Raw genomic sequence first — 17,898 nt, 5'->3', positions numbered from 1 at the left:
GCCTTCGCGGCATCGACGAGGGTGAGGTTCTGGGGGACGGCGACCGGCAGGGACCGCAGCCTGCCGACGGCCTCATCGACGGGGGAAGGGTAGGGGCGGCGGGGGCGAGAAAAGGCCCCCGTTTCCGGACACCGTCCGAAACCAGGGGCCCCAGGCCAAAGAGTGGCTCAGCCTCAGACAGCCTCCGCCGTCGCAGGCTTGTCCTCGCCGGCCCCGCCAGAGGACCCCGCACCCCGCAGCGGAACCTCCTTCACGAACACAGCCGCGACCAGAGCGACCACCGCGACAACGGCCCCCAGCAGGAACGCCGAGTGCGTCCCGGACGACACCGCGTGCTGGTACGCCTCCCGCGCGGGCACGGGCAACTTCGCCAGGCTCGCCGCGTCCAACTGCGCCGACTGCTCAGTGAGCTTGGACCCGAGCGCCCCGGCCCGCTCACTCATCACGTCCTGGACGCGGTTGTTGAACAGCGCCCCCATGATGGCGACGCCGAAGGACGAGCCGAGCGTACGGAACAGCGTGCTGCTGGACGACGCGACACCCATGTCCTTCATCTCGACGCTGTTCTGCGAGACGAGCATGGTGATCTGCATCAGACAGCCCATGCCCGCACCGACCACGGCCATGTACACACCGGACGTCAGCCGCGACGTGTCGGTGTCCATGAGCGACAGCAGGTACAGCCCGACGGCCATCAGCGCGCTGCCCACGATCGGGAAGGACTTGTAGTGCCCGGTGTTGGTGGTCACTCGCCCGGAGACCAACGAGGTCACGAGCATCGCGCCGAGCATCGGCAGCAGCAGCAACCCGGAGTTGGTCGCGGACGCGCCCTGCACCGACTGCTGGTAGAGCGGCAGGAACAGCACCGCGCCGAACATCACGAACCCGGTGACGAAGCCGACGACGGACATCAGCGTGAAGTTGCGGCTGCGGAAGATGTGCAGCGGTATGACCGGCGCGGCGGCCTTGGTCTGCACGAACAGGAAGCCGACGAGTGCGACGATCCCGATCGCGGCCAGCTCCATGATCCTGGCGGAACCCCAGGCGTACTCGGTCCCGCCCCAGGTGGTGACGAGCACGATCGAGGTGATGCCCACGGTGAGCAGCGCGGCGCCCAGATAGTCGATCCGCGCGTCCACCCGCTTCTTGGGCAGATGCAGTACGACACTGATGGCGATCAGGGCTATGACGCCGAGCGGCAGGTTGATGTAGAAGGACCAGCGCCAGCCCCAGTTGTCGGTGATGGTGCCGCCGATCAGCGGTCCGCCGATCATGGCGAGGGCCATCACGCCGGCCATCATGCCCTGGTACTTGCCCCGCTCCCGCGGCGGGATCAGGTCACCGATGATCGCCATGACGCCGACCATCAGACCGCCCGCGCCGAGTCCCTGGACCGCGCGGAACCCGATGAGCTGGCCCATGTCCTGGGCCATTCCGCTGAGCGCCGACCCGATCAGGAAGAGCACGATCGAGGTCATGAAGATGCCCTTGCGCCCGTACATGTCGCCGAGCTTGCCCCAGATCGGGGTGGAGGCGGCGGTCGCGAGCGTGTAGGCGGTGACGACCCACGACAGGTGCTCCAGGCCGCCCAGATCTCCCACGATGGTCGGCATCGCGGTGCCGATGATCATGTTGTCGAGCATCGCGAGCATCATCGCGATCATCAGCGCCATCAGGACGACACGTACGCTCCTGGGCTGCTTGCCCGCGTCCGCTGCGTCCGCCGGTGCCTTCGGTGCGTCCGCCGGCTCCACCAGCCTGTCAGTCACCTCGGTCGTCCCGGTCGCTCCGGCCGTCCCCGCCCCGTCATCCGCTGTTCCGGCCGTCCCGGCCGCCCTGGTGTCCGCCACTGTCCCACTCCCCTGGATCCTGCCCTGCCGCTTACTTGCCGACCGGCAAGTTGACTACACTGGGGAAAGTAGACCCGTAACTAGCCGGGCGTCAAGTAAGTTTTTCTTTACCCACGCCGGGCGGCGTGCGACCAGGACGAGGAGCGCCACGATGGGCAGCAGGCAGCGGCGGCGCGGAGACACCCGCCAGCGCATCCAGGACGTGGCCGTCGAGCTCTTCGCCGATCAGGGCTACGAGAAAACCTCCCTGCGCGAGATCGCCGAGCGGCTGGACGTCACGAAGGCGGCGCTCTACTACCACTTCAAAAGCAAGGAAGACATCCTCATAAGCCTCTTCGAGGATCTGACGAGGCCGATGGACGAACTGATCGAGTGGGGCAAGGGCCAGCCGCACACCCTCGACACCAAGCAGGAAATCCTGCGCCGCTACAGCGAGGCCCTCACCGACGCTGCCCCCCTCTTCCGCTTCATGCAGGAGAACCAGGCGACGATCCGCGAACTGAGCATCGGCGAGTCGTTCAAGGACCGCATGCTCGGGATGCTGGACATCATCAGGGAGCCGGACGCCGCACTGACGGACCAGGTCCGGTGCGTGAGCGCCCTGTTCACCATGCACGCCGGGATGTTCGCCCTCAAGGACATGGAAGGCGACCTGGAGGACAAGCGGAAAGCGGTCCTGGAGGTCGCCATCGAGCTGGTCACACGGGCACACTCGGGCCCTCAGGAGTCCTGAGAGCCCGTACCCGAGGTCACCCTCGGAGGTTCAAGGCCTCGCAGCCTCGCAGCCTCCTCGCAGCCTCAGAGGTTCAGGCCCTTGGAGCGCAGGAAGGCGACCGGGTCGACCGCGGAGCCGTAGTCGGCCGTCTTACGGATCTCGAAGTGCAAGTGCGGCCCGCTGGAGTTGCCGGTGCTGCCGGACAGCGCGACCCGCTGGCCGGTCTTGACGACCTGGCCGGCCCGCACGTCCACGCGGGAGAGGTGCGCGTACTGCGAGTACGTGCCGTTGCTGTGCTTGATCACGACCGCGTTGCCGTACGCGGGCCCGTCACCGGCGCCGTTGCCGCCGGTCTTCACGACGGTGCCGCCGTGGGCCGCGACGACCTGGGTGCCGGAGGCGACGGCGAAGTCCTGGCCGGAGTGGGTGGACGACCACAGGTTGCCGGCCTGGGCGAAGGTCGCGGAGAGCTTGTACTTCGCGACCGGGTCCACCCAGGAGGCGGCCGTCTTCGCGGCGGTCGGCTTGGCCGCGGCCTTCTTGGCGGCCGCCTTGCTCTTCGACTGCGTGGCGGCCTTGGCCTGGGCGGCGGCCTGCTGCTGCACGGAGGCGGCGGCCGAGCCCGGCAGGCCGACAGCGCTCGACTTGGCGTCGGCGGCGACCGCGACCCCGGCTCCGGCGGCGGCCGAGACCCCCAGGCCGAGGGCCAGGGCGGCCGCCCGGGTACGGAGCAGGGACGTGCCGGATATGCGTGACTTGGTGCGCTGCGACATGGGGGTTACCTCCGGGGACGGACATCAACACGCCCGGCGTGCTGACGATGCGCCGGGCGGGGGTCGGTCATCCCTTGGTAACCCGAATCCCCCCGATCCCCCAAAACCCCTCTCTACGACCTCAAGTCGTACTTGACCCTGAAACTTCCGACTCCTTGACAGAACCACCGCCCCGCACGAGAAACTCCTGGTTTTTTCCTGGAAGTCTGGTTTACCCCCACTTCACGTGCTTGTCCTTCGGCTCGACCCCGCCCCGCCGGCTTCGCCGTCACCCCTGGGGGACCCTGGTCCCACCCCTAGGGTCAAAGGTCCCTTTTGCCCACCTCGACTCCGCCACTATCCCCCCTAGTAGGGGCCGGACAGCCTGTGCGTCATGTCACCGGGCAGCAGGATCCAGGGGCCACGAGATGTGACCGGGGCTACCTCCTCGGTCCTATCCGACCAGCGGCAACGCCCCGAAGACGTGCCCCTGCCACAGCTCCCGCGACACCGCCTCCGGATACGCGGTCACCTCACCGGTCACCGCACCGGTCGCGGTCGGCCGCGCGTCGAAGAGCCGCACCAGCCGCCGGTCGATGTCGTACGCGGGCCAGCCCGGCCCCTTCCCCGCCGCGAACCCCGTCCACGCGGCCCGGAACAGCCCCGACAGCTCCTCCGCCGCCACCGGCGGCGGCGTCCCCAGCAGCAGCGCGGGCAGCCCCGCGTCGAGGTTCCCGAAGGTCAACGGCACATCGAGCCCATGGCAGGCCCCGAGCACCCCGCCCATGCCGGGCGCTTCCCATGCGAGCTCGTAGAAGTGGACGCGACCACCGCCCGCGACCTGGGCCTCGGCCAGATGCAGTGACGGCATACGGAACAGCCAGTCGGAGTTGACGACTTCGTACAGCCCCTCCGGGTCCAGCCCGGGGAAGGCTTTCCGGTACGCCTCCTCGCTGCTCCCGTCGGGTGTGAACGCCCTCAGCGCCACCGCCGCCCGGTCCTCCGTCACCTCGCCCAGCGTTCCGTCGAGTGCCATGAAGAGGCGGTGCTCGTCCCGCGTGTGGCCGACGATGAGTTCGACGTCACGGGCCGCCCCGGCGGCGAGCGCCTCCCACGGCGCGGCGGGCAGCACCTCTCCGTCCACCACGGGCGCCAGCAGGACCGACGTGTGCGCCAACACTCCCCACCGGTCCGCGTACTGCCCCTGCCCCGTGCGCGCCCCGACCGCGTCCGCCGCCGCGGGCAGCCGTCCCGGCGGCACCGTCCCCAGGTCACCCACGGTCGGCCGTAGCCCCAGCTCCGCCGCGAGCTCTCCGGCGATGTCCGCGGCGAGCGCGGACGAGAAGAACACACCGGGCACGCTCTGTACGACGGCCCGCTTGAAGAGCCCCGCCGCGCGGTCCATCGCGAGCAGCGCGGCGAGCGAGCCCGCGCCCGCCGACTCGCCGAAGACCGTGACACGGTCCGGGTCGCCGCCGAAGGCGCGGATGTTGTCCCGCACCCATTCGAGCGCGGCGACCTGGTCGAGCAGACCACGGTTGGCCGGCGCGCCCTCGATGAGCGCGAACCCCTCGATGCCGACCCGGTAGTTGAGCGTCACCAGGACGACACCGCCCTCACGGGCCAGCCGGGCGCCGTCGTACTCGGGAAGGCCCGACATCCCGATGACGTACCCGCCTCCGTTCAGCCACACCATCACCGGCAGCCCGGCGCCGGGGCCGGGGTCGGGCGTCCAGACGTTGAGCGTCAGCCAGTCACCGTCGTCCGCGGACGCCAGCGCGTCCATGCCGAACGCCGCGGACTGCGGAGGCGGCGGCCCGAACCCGGTCGCCTGCCGCACCCCGTCCCAACCGCGCGCGGGCCGCGGCGCCCCGAACCGCAGGGGACCGACGGGCGGTTCGGCGAAGGGGACACCCCGGAACACCGCCGTGCCCTCCTTCCCGACCTCGCCCCTCAGCGCGCCTGCCTGCGTACGGACTTCGGGTTGCTCGGCATCCATTGCGGCTCCCTCCTACGACAGTTCGGGACACACGGATCCTCCCGCCGAACCGGGTCGCACGGCCACCGCATTTGTCGCTCCAAGATCCACTGACAGGGGCCCGTCCCGGCCGATACGCTGGCCGACCACCCACCATGCCCTCGGGGGAGCGCCATGGAACCGGCAACCGTAGGCGTGCGGCTGGCGTCCAGCGTGGCCACACCGCTCATCAGGAAACTCTTCGTGACGGAGGGGCCGGGCGCGGGCCTGGTCGACAAACCCGTACGCATCTCGTCCCGCGTCTCCTTCAGGGGCGAGCAGCGCACGCTCGGCGCGAGGGACGTGACCAGGCTCGCAACCGAGCTGGTCGGACGAGCCGTGAAGGACGCTTCCGAACGGCCCGTTCCCGCCGACGAGGAACAGTCCGTCGTGCACGCCCTCGCCGACACCCTGCACGCCCTCGGCGACCTCACCATGACCGACGCACAGGCCGTGGCACTGGGTCACTCGGCCCTGGCCCTCCACCTGCGCCACACCGCAGGCAACCCCGACCGGGACCTCGGCTTCGACGCGACGCTGTTCTACGAACGGCTGCTCGACACGGCCTGCCTGCACATCCTGCACTTCTTCACCCAGCGCTCGACGTTCGTGGCCAGGACGCTCGTCGAGCAGACGCGCCGACAGGCCGAACTGATAGCGAAGGTGGATGAGCTGATCGCCCGGACGCCGCTGCCCGGCGGCGGCGACGCGGCGTTCGAGCAGCGCTTTCTCGCCTACACGGCGACGAAGCACAGCCAGCTCACCATCTACGGCATCGACCTGGTGAACTCGCCGGACCGCTGGCCCCTGGACGCCGCCTACCTCACCCTGCAGGCCCTGCGCCCCGCCACGAGCGACGAGGACAGCAGGATTGTCGGCTCGCCCGGCCTTCCGCTGTCCGCCGAGGAGGCGCTGTCCGAGCAGGACCTGGTGCTGCTGAGAGGGGTGGCCGGATCGGGCAAGACGACGCTGGTGCAGTGGCTGGCGGTGACGGCGGCGCGCGGTGAGCGCGGCGACCGGATCCCCTTCGTCCTGCCGCTGCGCACGCTCGTACGCCGCCCCGACGGGCTGCCCGCGCCCGCCGACTTCCTGGCCGCCGCCCGTGTGCCCTTCCACGGCGCGACGCCGGACGGCTGGTCCGACCGGGTTCTCGCGGCAGGCCGCGGACTGCTGCTCGTCGACGGCATCGACGAGATCCCGGAACCCGACCGTGAGCGCACCCGCCGCTGGCTGCGCGACCTGCTCGACGCCTATCCGGGCAACCAGTGGCTGATCACGTCACGCCCCTCGGCCGTACGCGAGAACTGGCTCGCCGCGGACGGCTTCACGGAGCTCGCCCTCGCCCCGATGAGCCGCGAGGACATCACCGCGTTCATCCGGCGCTGGCACATGGCGGCCCGCGTCGACGCCCCCGAAACCGATACCGACCGCCTCGCCGCGTACGAGACCTCGCTGCTCGACGCCGTCGGCACCAAGCCGGACCTCGGCCGCCTCGCCACCAACCCCCTGATGTGCGGCCTGATCTGCGCCCTGCACCGGGATCGGCGCGGCTATCTGCCGCACGGCCGCCAGGAGTTGTACGACGCCGCCCTCTCCATGCTCCTCGCCCGCCGCGACCAGGAGCGGGACATGCTCCCGCACGACGACGTCCGGCTCACCGAACTCCCCCAGATCCAGCTTCTCCAGCGCCTGGCCTACTGGCTGATCCGCAACAACCGGCTGGAGATGGACCGCGAGCGGGCCGAGCGTCTCATCGCGGACGCCCTGCCCTCCCTGCCCGCCGTAGCGAGCCAGGGAGACGCTCCCGCGATCTACCGCCATCTCCTCGTACGCAGCGGGCTGCTCCGCGAACCCTCGGTGAGTACCGTCGAGTTCGTCCACCGCACCTTCCAGGACTACCTGGGCGCGAAGGCCGCGGTGGAGGACGGCGACTTCGGGCTGCTCGTCCGCAACGCCGCCGACCACCAGTGGTCGGACGTGATCCGCATGGCCGTCGCCCACGCCCGGCCCCGCGAACGCGCGGATCTCCTGGTCCAGCTGCTGGCTGCCGCCGAACACGCCGGGCCGGCCGGGGGCACCCGCATCCGCCTCCTCGCCCTGGCGGGCCTGGAACACGCCACGGAACTCGCCCCGGAGGTCAGGGCCGCCGTGGAGGAGCAGGCGGCCCTGCTCATCCCGCCCCGTACGGCGGAGGAGGCCCGTGAGCTGGCCTCGGTGGGCCCGCTGGTACTGGAACTCCTGCCCGGCCCCGAGGGCCTGTCCGAGGCGGAGGCCAGGGCGGTCGTCGTCACCGCGTCCCTCGTCAACACCGACGCGGCCGTCCCGGTCCTGGCCCGCTTCCGCTCCCACCCCTCCCTGTCGGTCCGCTCCCAGCTCACCTGGACCTGGCACCGGTTCGACTCCGAGCGGTACGCGGCCGACGTCATCGCCCACCTTCCCGAGGACGAGCTCTACTTCACCGCGCATTCGGCGGAGCATCTGCGCACCCTGCGCTCACTCGGCGGGCGGCAGCGGCTTCAACTCGAAGGGAACATCGAGGCGTCCGATCTGAGGACATACCTCGCACCGGACACGACACGCCATCTCGTCGTGCGGGACAACCAGGCCCTGCGCGGCCTGGACTGGCTTTCACCACTGCACCGACTCGTCTATCTGGACATCAGCAACAGTCCGCAGGTGGACGACCTCTCGCCGGTGGCCGCTCTGCCTGTTCGATGGCTGTCGTTGAACCTCATGTCGCACCTGGAACAGCCGGACGCGCTGGCGCCCCTTTCGACCTCGGCGACCCTGCGCGAACTCGACATCGGTGTCACGCTCTTCGGTGAATCCCTCGACTCCGCGCTTCCGCGTGACCTGCCGCTGACGTATCTCCGATTGGCCAGGGGTGCCCTGCAGTTCACCGGGCTGCGCGGCCTGCGCCATGTGCGCTCGCTCAAGACGCTGAGCCTGGCAGACCTCACGCCGTCGCTCACTCCTGAGGACTACGAAGAGGTCGCGCTCCTGCCCCGGCTCAAGGAACTGCGCCTGAACTGGACCGCGATGCCGTGGGTGGAGGGCCCCGTTCTGCCGGGCATCAAGTACCTGCGGTTCAACAAATTCACCGGAAACGAAGACCTCTCGGCGGTACCGGCTCTGTTTCCCGGGTTGCGGTCGGTCACCTTCGTGCTCGCCTCCGAGACGACGGAAGTACCGGAGCAGATCCTCGGACTCTTCCCGGGCATGCACACCGTCGTGAAGGCGCGCACCGTCCTCTAGGGCCTCCCTGTAGGACCTCCCTGACAGGCATCAGGCCCCCGTCCCCCTTCGCTGCCGGAGTCCGGGGTCCGCGGTCCGGAGTCCGCGGTCAGGAGTCCGGGGCCCGGGGTCTACCCCAACACCGCCTGGGCGTCCTATAGTTACCACCCAGTAATCTCGTCGCTTCCCTCTGGCCTCACACGCCACAGAGCATGCACCACACCCCATGTACCGCAGCGCTCCGATGCGAGAGGAACCCCCACCCATGACAGGAAGCAACCGGCAGCGCCTCATAGGCGTGGCCGTCGCCGCCACGGCCGTCACCGCGGCCCTGATGAGCCCTGCCGCCGCCGCGACCCCGGCCGCTGCCACCACCGCCGGCACCACCGTGGCGACCCCCGCCGCCGCGGCAGCGGACGTGGACCACGACACCTGGCAGAAGGACTGCCGGGCCGTCATGGCCAAGGCTCTTCCCTATCTGAAGGAACGTATCGCCGGCGCGACCACGGGCGAGAAGCAGGCGATCGTCTTCGACATCGACAACACCACGCTGGAGACCGACTTCGGCTTCAGCTATCCCTCTCCGGCCAACGCGCCCGTCCTCGACGTGGCCAGATACGCGCAGGACCACGGCGTCGCCCTGTTCTTCGTCACCGCCCGCCCGGACATCATCAAGTCGGCGACGGACTACAACCTCAAGCACGTCGGTTACCAGGTCTCCGGCCTGCACGTACGCAACTTCATCGACCTCTTCAAGGGCGTGGCCGAGTACAAGACGGCCCAGCGCGCGGCCATCGAGGCCAAGGGCTACACGATCATCGCGAACGTCGGCAACAGCGCCACCGACCTCTCGGGCGGGCACGCCGAGAAGACGTACAAGCTGCCGGACTACGACGGCCAGCTGTCCTGACGGCTGGGACACCCCTCCTGACGGACAAGGCACCCGGCACGCCGATGGGGCCGGTGCTCGAAAGCACCGGCCCCATCAGTCGTTCAACGAGCACTCGTTCAGCGAGCAGTCGTTCTCAGGCGTACCCGAAGGTCACGCCTCCTTGCTCAGGTTGGGACCTGCCCCACCGGCCGCCTGCTCGATCGGCGGAACGTCCGGGAGCGGGGACTTCTCCTCGCCGCGGAAGGTGAAGGTCTTGGTCTCGCTCTCGCCCTCACCCTCGACCTCGGTGTCGACGACCACGATGTGACCGGGGCGCAGCTCGCCGAAGAGGATCTTCTCGGAGAGGGTGTCCTCGATCTCGCGCTGGATGGTGCGCCGCAGCGGACGCGCGCCGAGCACCGGGTCGTAGCCCTTCTTGGAGAGGAGCTCCTTGGCGGACTGGGACAGCTCGATGCCCATGTCCCGGTCCTTGAGGCGTTCGTCGACCTTGCCGATCATCAGGTCGACGATCGTGAGGATGTCGGCCTGGGTGAGCTGCGGGAAGACGACCACGTCATCGACACGGTTGAGGAACTCGGGCCGGAAGTGCTGCTTGAGCTCGTCCGAGACCTTGTTCTTCATCCGCTCGTAGTTGGACTTCTTGTCCCCCGAGGCCGCAAAGCCCAGGTTGAAGCCCTTGGAGATGTCCCGGGTGCCGAGGTTGGTCGTCATGATGATGACCGTGTTCTTGAAGTCCACCACCCGGCCCTGGGAGTCGGTCAGCCGGCCGTCCTCCAGGATCTGCAGCAGCGAGTTGAAGATGTCCGGGTGGGCCTTCTCCACCTCGTCGAAGAGCACGACGGAGAACGGCTTGCGGCGGACCTTCTCGGTCAGCTGCCCGCCCTCCTCGTAGCCCACATAGCCGGGAGGCGAGCCGAACAGCCGCGAGACCGTGTGCTTCTCACTGAACTCCGACATGTCCAGGGAGATCAGCGCGTCCTCGTCACCGAAGAGGAACTCGGCGAGCGCCTTGGACAGCTCGGTCTTACCGACACCGGACGGACCGGCGAAGATGAACGAGCCACCGGGACGCTTCGGGTCCTTCAGACCGGCGCGCGTACGGCGGATCGCCTTCGACAGCGCCTTGACGGCGTCGACCTGGCCGATGACCCGCTTGTGGAGCTCGTCCTCCATCCGCAGCAGACGCGAGGACTCCTCCTCGGTCAGCTTGAAGACCGGGATGCCGGTGGCGGTCGCGAGGACCTCGGCGATCAGCTCGCCGTCGACCTCGGCGACGACGTCCATGTCGCCGGCCTTCCACTCCTTCTCCCGCTTGGCCTTCGCGGCCAGCAGCTGCTTCTCCTTGTCACGCAGGGAAGCGGCCTTCTCGAAGTCCTGCGAATCGATCGCGGACTCCTTGTCGCGGCGGACGCCTGCGATCTTCTCGTCGAACTCGCGCAGGTCCGGCGGGGCGGTCATCCGGCGGATACGCATCCGGGAGCCGGCCTCGTCGATCAGGTCGATCGCCTTGTCGGGGAGGAAACGGTCCGAGATGTACCGGTCGGCGAGCGTCGCCGCCTGCACCAGCGCCTCGTCCGTGATGGACACCCGGTGGTGGGCCTCGTAACGGTCCCGCAGACCCTTGAGGATCTCGATCGTGTGCGGCAGCGACGGCTCCGCGACCTGGATCGGCTGGAAGCGGCGCTCCAGCGCGGCGTCCTTCTCCAGGTGCTTGCGGTACTCGTCGAGCGTCGTGGCGCCGATGGTCTGCAGTTCACCGCGGGCCAGCATCGGCTTCAGGATCGAAGCCGCGTCGATGGCACCCTCGGCGGCGCCCGCACCGACCAGCGTGTGCAGCTCGTCGATGAACAGGATGATGTCGCCGCGGGTGCGGATCTCCTTGAGGACCTTCTTCAGGCGCTCCTCGAAGTCACCGCGGTAGCGGGAACCGGCCACCAGCGCGCCCAGGTCCAGGGTGTAGAGGTGCTTGTCCTTGAGGGTCTCGGGCACCTCACCCTTGACGATGGCCTGGGCGAGGCCCTCGACGACGGCGGTCTTGCCGACGCCGGGCTCACCGATCAGCACCGGGTTGTTCTTCGTGCGGCGGGACAGCACCTGCATGACCCGCTCGATCTCCTTCTCGCGCCCGATGACCGGGTCGAGCTTGGACTCACGGGCGGCCTGGGTGAGGTTACGGCCGAACTGGTCCAGGACCAGGGACGTCGAGGGGGTGCCCTCGGCAGGACCGCCACTGGCGCCGGCGGTCTCCTTGCCCTGGTAACCGGAGAGCAGCTGGATGACCTGCTGCCGCACCCGGTTCAGATCCGCGCCCAGCTTGACCAGGACCTGGGCGGCGACGCCCTCGCCCTCACGGATCAAGCCGAGCAGGATGTGCTCCGTGCCGATGTAGTTGTGGCCCAGCTGAAGGGCCTCGCGGAGCGACAGCTCCAGGACCTTCTTGGCACGGGGGGTGAAGGGAATATGCCCGGACGGAGCCTGCTGGCCCTGCCCGATGATCTCCTCCACCTGCTGGCGGACCGCCTCGAGCGAAATCCCGAGGCTCTCCAGGGCCTTAGCGGCGACACCCTCACCCTCATGGATCAGGCCCAGGAGGATGTGCTCGGTGCCGATGTAGTTGTGGTTGAGCATCCGGGCTTCTTCCTGAGCCAGGACGACAACCCGCCGCGCGCGGTCGGTGAACCTCTCGAACATCGTTAATCGCTCCTCAGAGCGGTCAGGCAGTAAGGGGACGCTCCCCTCCCTGTCCTTCCGCAGCTTAGTCCCGCAAGCGGGGACCGCTCATTCCAACTGCCGACACCGTCCTTGGGCTCCTGAACCCTAACGCCGACATCTGCTCCAACCTGATGGTGCGAGACGATGTTCCCGCAGGCCAAGCAGATACCCCCACCATCAGTACGCCGATGGCGAACGTGAGATGCCCAAGCCATGCGCGTCGCCCCTCTCACTAGGGATGTCTTACCCGCAGGCACTGACACTCCATGCCAGGTACCCCGGTTCCCTCCGCTACGGGCGAACACCCTTGCGTCGTGGACCACCCCGGCACGGCCTCTCCATCGAAACCCTTCGCATATGCCGGACCACCCAGCGTAACTCGAACGCTTCTCTCGCGGTTGGCCTTGCATGGTCCCCACGGTCCCTTCCCCCCGCCGTCCGTCCGATACGAGCCGTCCGGACGACACGGTGCGGCACTGGTACGAGAACGAACTGAGGTGGGCGACGGTGCCCGGCCCACCGGTGGAACTGTTGACGGGGCTGCGTTTCGACGTGCTGGAGGTGCCCGCCGAGGCGGGGTACGCGGCGCTGCGGCACCTGGGGCCGGGCTCTCCGGTCGCCGTGCGGGCGGACCGGATGCGGCTGTTCGTCGCCGCGGGGAGCGCGGAGGAACTGCCGGGACTCCTCGACTGGCTGGAGTGGGGCTCTCTCGCGCTGGACATCAGGGCGACCGGCTCGGGCGGGCGCGTCGAGGCGCCGCTGCCGCCGGGCCTGGCCCGCGGTGCTCGGGGGAGTCGCGGTGAGGCGGTTCCGGGAGGGACGGGCGGGGTCCCGGCCGCCGACTCGCGGGGGGCCGCCGTATGGCTGCGGCCCCCTGAGCCTGGCTGCGAGGTGGAGTCTTCGCTGCCGACACTGTCGGCCCTTGCCGGGGGCGGTGGGGGCGCCCCCGATCTCGTACGACTCGTGGAGACGATGGCGACGGAGTGCCACCGCATCCGGCTGCGCCGCCGTTGCGCTCAGCCGTTGGCCTTCTCGTAGGCCTCACGAATGGTCGCCGGAACGCGGCCACGGTCATTGACCTCGTGACCGTTCTCCTTCGCCCAGGCACGGATCTGCGCGGTGTCCTGGCTGCCGCCCGAAACGGAGCGCGCCTTTCCACGGCCACCCGAGGCGCGGCCTCCGGTGCGACGACCGCCCTTGAGGTACGGCTCAAGAAGTCCACGGAGCTTGTCCGCATTGGCAGTCGTGAGATCGATCTCGTACGTCTTGCCGTCCAACGCGAACGTCACGGTCTCGTCCGCCTCGCCGCCGTCGAGGTCATCAACAAGAAGGACCTGAACCTTCTGTGCCACCGGTTTTCCTTTCATCGATATCTTCAGGGCCGAGGGTCCACGGCGGCTGCCGCAGTTTCGTGTCCCCTTGTTATATGCACTACTGCAGTACGTCGGAAAGCAAACCGCTTTTGCGGGGAAAACACAAACCCCCGGGAGAGACCGACGGACTCGGGAAGACCGGAAACATGCGCGTTTCGGACATAGGGTCACCGGGCATGGCCGACGGGCTACTGCCGGAGGTATGTCCGGAGTATTACGCCGAGGCGATCACAGATGCAGAAGCATCCGACTGTTGCCCAAGGTGTTCGGTTTCACTCGTTCGAGCCCCAGGAACTCGGCCACGCCCTCGTCATAGGAACGCAACAGCTCGGCGTAGACATCGGTGTCCACGGGCGTCTCACCGATCTCCACGAAGCCGTGCTTCGTGAAGAAGTCGACTTCGAAGGTCAGGCAGAATACCCGGCGAACACCGAGCCACCGGGCGGTCTCCAGCAACTTCCCCAGCAACTGATGGCCGACGCCGGCACCCTGCACAGCGGGGTTCACCGCGAGAGTGCGCACTTCCGCGAGGTCTTCCCACATGACATGCAGAGCGCCGCAGCCCACGACCTCCGAACTCGGGCCGGTGCCGCGTTCCGCCACCCAGAACTCCTGGATGTCCTCGTAAAGCGTCACCGTCGCTTTGTCGAGCAGGATGCGCCCGCGGACGTACGAGTCAAGGAGGCCGCGAACCGCCGGGACATCGCTGGTCCTGGCCCGGCGGACAGTGAGGGCATTAGTGCTGACTTCGGGCTGCTCTGCTGGCATGTCAGGACGCTATCGCCCGGCCAGACCCTCTGCGGCGGCGGGGTTCTCGCCTGCCGTTTTCTGCTCGGCGGGCGTTTCCGGCCCTTGGACGATACGCACGGCATCGCGCAGCGCTTCGCGCTGTTCCGGGGACATCATGCCGAAGAAGGCGACGAGAGCGGCGGTCGGGTTGTCGCTCTGCGACCAGGCGTCGTTCATCAGTGCGGCGGCGTAGGCGGCACGGGTGGAGACCGCCTCATATCGATAGGCCCGGCCCTCCGCCTCACGACGCACCCAGCCCTTCTGATGGAGATTGTCCAAAACGGTCATCACCGTGGTGTAGGCGATGGACCGCTCCTGCTGAAGGTCTTCCAGGACTTCTCGCACAGTCACCGGGCGGTTCCACTTCCACACCCTCGTCATGACCGAGTCTTCGAGTTCTCCCAATGGGCGAGGCACAGCTCAGAACCATAGAGGGAGATGTCGCCGATCACGTGGTGGACGTGGCAATGAGTGACAAACAGCAACAAAAAGGGCGTACGACTCGAAAAGCTGATGAGTCGTACGCCCTGCCGATCGGAACCCGAGCGGAACTCAGGCCTCGGTGTCGCGGGGGCTCTGGCGGGTGTGCTCGGCGCGGGCGAGGACCGCGTCGACGACCGCGTCCTCCTTGGCCTTGTTGGCGCCACCCTGGGTCTTCACGATCGTCACGATCAGACCGATGAAGAACACGGCCATCACTACCGGGGGTACGAGCGCGGAAACGTATTCCATGCCGTCCAGAGTAGCCAGGGCAGCGGGATGGGCGGGGATCGGGGTCACGGACCGGCCCAGGACCCCGGCCCAGGACCCCGGCCCTACATGGCGGCGAGCTGTTGAGGAGGGTTCGCGGGCGGAGCGGACGGCTTGCGCCTCGGCGGGAAGACCTCGCCCGGGGTCGGGATGGCTCGGTCGCGGCGCGGGGACCGGGGCTGGGGCTGGGGCCGGGGGGCCGGATCGCCGGCGGGCTTCTCCGGCGGTTTCGTGCCGGGGTTCTCCGTGGCGGCTCTCGCGGCCACCGCGCGCACGGCCGACGCCTCTGCGCCTGCGCCTGCTCGTGCGCCTGCCGCAGGCGTGGCCGTGGCGAGGCCGCCGGGGAGGGCCGTCAGGCGCGTACGGGCGCGGCTGCGCGAGGCCGGTACCGAGTGCAGGGAGAGGCGCAGGCGCACGTCCTGTTCCGCGAGCGTGTGGCAGCGGTCGAGGAGGACGGCCGCGACGGGGTTGCCGCGCAGGGCGCGCAGCGCGCTCAGGTCGTCGGGCACCGGCTGGTAACCGGCACCGAGGGCCTCCTCGAGGAGCGTCAGGAAGCCGGCCGCCGTTCCCGGCAGTGCGGCGCGGTAGCGGGTGAGGTCGGCCAGCAGGAAGGCGCGCAGCCGGGCGCCCTCGCGGGCCGCCTCGTCGACGGTCTCCGCGAGGCGGAGGCAGTCCTGGACGTCCTGTGCCGAGGCGGGGCTGGGGTGCAGGGCGAGAGCGAGAGCGCGGCGGAGCACACGCAGCTCCTCCGCACCGAACGCCATGCCGCCGCGGGATCCGTAAGGCGTGGGCATGATCGCGACGATACGCGCTAATCAGACAAAATCCGCAGATCGGTCATGTGTGGCGTGGCCTCACCACCCGGGTGGAGGTGGCCGCTCCCGCGTGCGCAAGGGCCTGCCGCGGGGCCGCCCCGGCGGGCGGGCCCCGCGGCAGGCCCCACTCACCCCGACCGGGTCCCCCGGTCGGGTCCCTCGGTCGGGGTCAGGTGCGGGAGACGTTGCGCTCGTAGACGAGGCGCAGGCCGATGAGCGTGAGCCAGGGCTCGTGCTCGTCGATCACCGAGGCCTCGCCGAGCACCAGCGGGGCCAGGCCGCCCGTCGCGATCACCGTGACCTCGTCCGGGTCCTCGGCGAGCTCGCGGGCCATCCGGTTGACGACGCCGTCGACCTGACCTGCGAAGCCGTAGATGATGCCGGACTGCATGGCCTCGACGGTGTTCTTGCCGATGACGGTGCGGGGCCGGGCGATCTCGATCTTGCGGAGCTGGGCACCCTTGACGCCGAGTGCCTCGACGGAGATCTCGATACCGGGCGCGATGACACCGCCGGCGTACTCCCCGCGCGCGGAGACCGCGTCGAAGGTCGTCGCCGTGCCGAAGTCGACGACGATGGCCGGCCCGCCGTAGAGCTCGACCGCCGCGACCGCGTTGATGATGCGGTCGGCGCCGACCTCCTTCGGGTTGTCCATCAGGATCGGGACGCCCGTCTTGATGCCCGGTTCGACGAGGACGGCGGGTACGTCGCCGTAGTAGCGGCGGGTCACCTCGCGCAGCTCGTGGAGGACCGAGGGGACGGTCGAGCAGATCGCGATGCCGTCGATGCCGTCGCCGAGCTCGTCGCCGAGAAGCGGGTGCATGCCCATCAGGCCCTGGAGGAGCACGGCCAGCTCGTCCGCGGTACGGCGCGCGTCTGTGGAGATGCGCCAGTGCTCGACGATGTCCTCGCCGTCGAAGAGCCCGAGAACGGTGTGTGTGTTGCCGACGTCGATCGTGAGCAGCATGCCTACTCAGCCTCGCTCAACGGCGCCTCGGAGGCGTCGCGCAGATCGAGGCCGACGTCCAGGATGGGCGAGGAGTGCGTGAGTGCGCCCACCGCGAGGAAGTCGACGCCCGTCTTCGCGTACGCCGCCGCGGCGTCCAGGGTGAGACGGCCCGAGGCCTCCAGGAGTGCGCGGCCGTCCACCAGAGCGACGGCCTCCTCGCACTCGCCGGGCGTGAAGTTGTCCAGGAGGATCAGGTCGGCGCCGGCGTCCACGACCTCGCGCAGCTGGTCCAGGGTGTCGACCTCGACCTCGATCGGCACCTCGGGGAAGGTCTCCCGTACGGCCTGGAAGGCCTGGGCGACGCCGCCCGCGGCGACCACGTGGTTGTCCTTGACGAGGGCCGCGTCCGAAAGCGACATGCGGTGGTTGACGCCGCCGCCCGTACGGACCGCGAACTTCTCCAGGGAGCGCAGTCCGGGTGTCGTCTTGCGGGTGTCCCGTACGCGCGCGCCGGTGCCCTCCAGAACGTCCGCCCACGCGCGTGTGGCCGTCGCGATGCCGGAGAGGCGGCACAGGAGGTTCAGCGCGCTGCGCTCGGCCGTCAGCAGGTCCCTGGTGCGGGTCGTGACGCTCAGAAGCCGCTGGCCGGCCTCTACGCGGTCGCCGTCCTCGACATGGCGCTCGACCTCGAACTCGTCGGTGCAGACCACGGAGACGACCGCCTCGGCGATCCTCAGGCCCGCCACGACGCCGGCCTCGCGGGCGGTGAAGTCGGCGGTGGAGAAGGCCTCTTCGGGGATGGTCGCGACCGTGGTCACGTCCACGCCGTGGTCGAGGTCCTCCTCGATGGCGAGGTTCGCGATGTCCTCGACCTCGACGGGGTCGAGACCGGCGTCGGCGAGGAGCTGCGCGAGGGCGGGGTCGAGCCCGCACTCGGCGTACTCCAGGGAATCGATGCCGTACTCCCCTTCGGCGCCGCAGCCGCAGTTGTCTCCGCAGCCACCTCCATCGAGGAGGGGGAGGAGGGGAAGGTCCGGGGTGCTCACTTCT

Annotated in this window: 15 protein-coding genes; 4 read left to right on the top strand and 11 right to left on the bottom strand. The window is 69.2% G+C overall.

All coding sequences use genetic code 11. The features are described 5' to 3' along the window. Positions 1–173: 173 nt before the first annotated feature. Entirely contained in the window at positions 174–1,754 is a 1,581-nt protein-coding gene (locus tag AB0D14_RS26750) for an MDR family MFS transporter (protein WP_362783693.1), read from the bottom strand. Between the two features lie 247 nt (positions 1,755–2,001). On the opposite strand from AB0D14_RS26750, the gene AB0D14_RS26745 reads away from it, so the two are divergent. Continuing rightward, positions 2,002–2,583 (top strand): helix-turn-helix domain-containing protein, encoded by a 582-nt coding sequence (locus tag AB0D14_RS26745; RefSeq protein ID WP_362783670.1) that lies wholly within the window; start codon positions 2,002–2,004, stop codon positions 2,581–2,583. Between the two features lie 65 nt (positions 2,584–2,648). On the opposite strand, the gene AB0D14_RS26740 is transcribed toward AB0D14_RS26745, so the two are convergent. Continuing rightward, positions 2,649–3,338, bottom strand: a complete 690-nt coding sequence (locus AB0D14_RS26740; protein WP_362783667.1) for a M23 family metallopeptidase — start codon at positions 3,336–3,338, stop codon at positions 2,649–2,651. Between the two features lie 433 nt (positions 3,339–3,771). Continuing rightward, positions 3,772–5,316, bottom strand: coding sequence for a carboxylesterase family protein (locus tag AB0D14_RS26735; protein ID WP_362783664.1), 1,545 nt, complete (start codon positions 5,314–5,316; stop codon positions 3,772–3,774). A gap of 153 nt (positions 5,317–5,469) precedes the next feature. Between AB0D14_RS26735 and AB0D14_RS26730 the strand changes: the two genes are divergently transcribed. Both AB0D14_RS26730 and AB0D14_RS26725 read left to right on the top strand, forming a co-directional pair. After that, on the top strand, positions 5,470–8,589 hold the full coding sequence (locus AB0D14_RS26730) for an NACHT domain-containing protein (RefSeq protein ID WP_362783663.1): 3,120 nt from the start codon (positions 5,470–5,472) through the stop codon (positions 8,587–8,589). A 244-nt stretch (positions 8,590–8,833) separates the two neighbouring features. Further along, positions 8,834–9,478, top strand: a complete 645-nt coding sequence (locus AB0D14_RS26725; protein WP_362783660.1) for an HAD family acid phosphatase — start codon at positions 8,834–8,836, stop codon at positions 9,476–9,478. Positions 9,479–9,610: 132 nt separating this feature from the next. Here the strand turns inward: AB0D14_RS26725 and AB0D14_RS26720 are convergent, their stop codons facing one another. Next, positions 9,611–12,151, bottom strand: coding sequence for an ATP-dependent Clp protease ATP-binding subunit (locus AB0D14_RS26720; protein ID WP_362783657.1), 2,541 nt, complete (start codon positions 12,149–12,151; stop codon positions 9,611–9,613). Positions 12,152–12,580: 429 nt separating this feature from the next. Here AB0D14_RS26720 and AB0D14_RS26715 point away from each other — a divergent pair, with 429 nt between their 5' ends. Continuing rightward, on the top strand, positions 12,581–13,210 hold the full coding sequence (locus tag AB0D14_RS26715; protein WP_362783654.1) for an SCO3374 family protein: 630 nt from the start codon (positions 12,581–12,583) through the stop codon (positions 13,208–13,210). Here AB0D14_RS26715 and AB0D14_RS26710 read toward each other — a convergent pair. The 7 genes from AB0D14_RS26710 to nadC form a co-directional block, all read right to left on the bottom strand. Next, entirely contained in the window at positions 13,189–13,524 is a 336-nt protein-coding gene (locus AB0D14_RS26710) for an Lsr2 family protein (RefSeq protein ID WP_362783652.1), read from the bottom strand. The genes AB0D14_RS26715 and AB0D14_RS26710 overlap by 22 nt on opposite strands. 249 nt (positions 13,525–13,773) lie before the next feature. Beyond that, a complete protein-coding gene (locus AB0D14_RS26705) occupies positions 13,774–14,313 on the bottom strand; it encodes an amino-acid N-acetyltransferase (protein ID WP_362783650.1) in 540 nt (179 codons plus the stop codon). A gap of 9 nt (positions 14,314–14,322) precedes the next feature. Next, complete coding sequence (locus AB0D14_RS26700) at positions 14,323–14,751, bottom strand: BlaI/MecI/CopY family transcriptional regulator (protein ID WP_362783648.1); 429 nt, start codon at positions 14,749–14,751, stop codon at positions 14,323–14,325. A gap of 135 nt (positions 14,752–14,886) precedes the next feature. Then, a complete protein-coding gene (locus AB0D14_RS26695) occupies positions 14,887–15,066 on the bottom strand; it encodes a hypothetical protein (RefSeq protein ID WP_362783646.1) in 180 nt (59 codons plus the stop codon). Between the two features lie 83 nt (positions 15,067–15,149). Continuing rightward, positions 15,150–15,848 carry a hypothetical protein gene (locus tag AB0D14_RS26690; RefSeq protein ID WP_362783690.1) on the bottom strand — a complete coding sequence of 233 codons (699 nt, stop codon included), beginning with the start codon at positions 15,846–15,848 and terminating at the stop codon, positions 15,150–15,152. Between the two features lie 220 nt (positions 15,849–16,068). Further along, a complete protein-coding gene (locus AB0D14_RS26685; RefSeq protein ID WP_362783644.1) occupies positions 16,069–16,866 on the bottom strand; it encodes a type III pantothenate kinase in 798 nt (265 codons plus the stop codon). Between the two features lie 2 nt (positions 16,867–16,868). Further along, positions 16,869–17,894, bottom strand: a complete 1,026-nt coding sequence (gene nadC, locus AB0D14_RS26680) for a carboxylating nicotinate-nucleotide diphosphorylase (protein ID WP_362783642.1) — start codon at positions 17,892–17,894, stop codon at positions 16,869–16,871. Positions 17,895–17,898 lie beyond the last annotated feature (4 nt).

This window comes from Streptomyces sp. NPDC048484, assembly GCF_040651415.1.
Taxonomy (GTDB): domain Bacteria; phylum Actinomycetota; class Actinomycetes; order Streptomycetales; family Streptomycetaceae; genus Streptomyces.
This window is presented reverse-complemented; position numbering and strand designations above follow the sequence as displayed.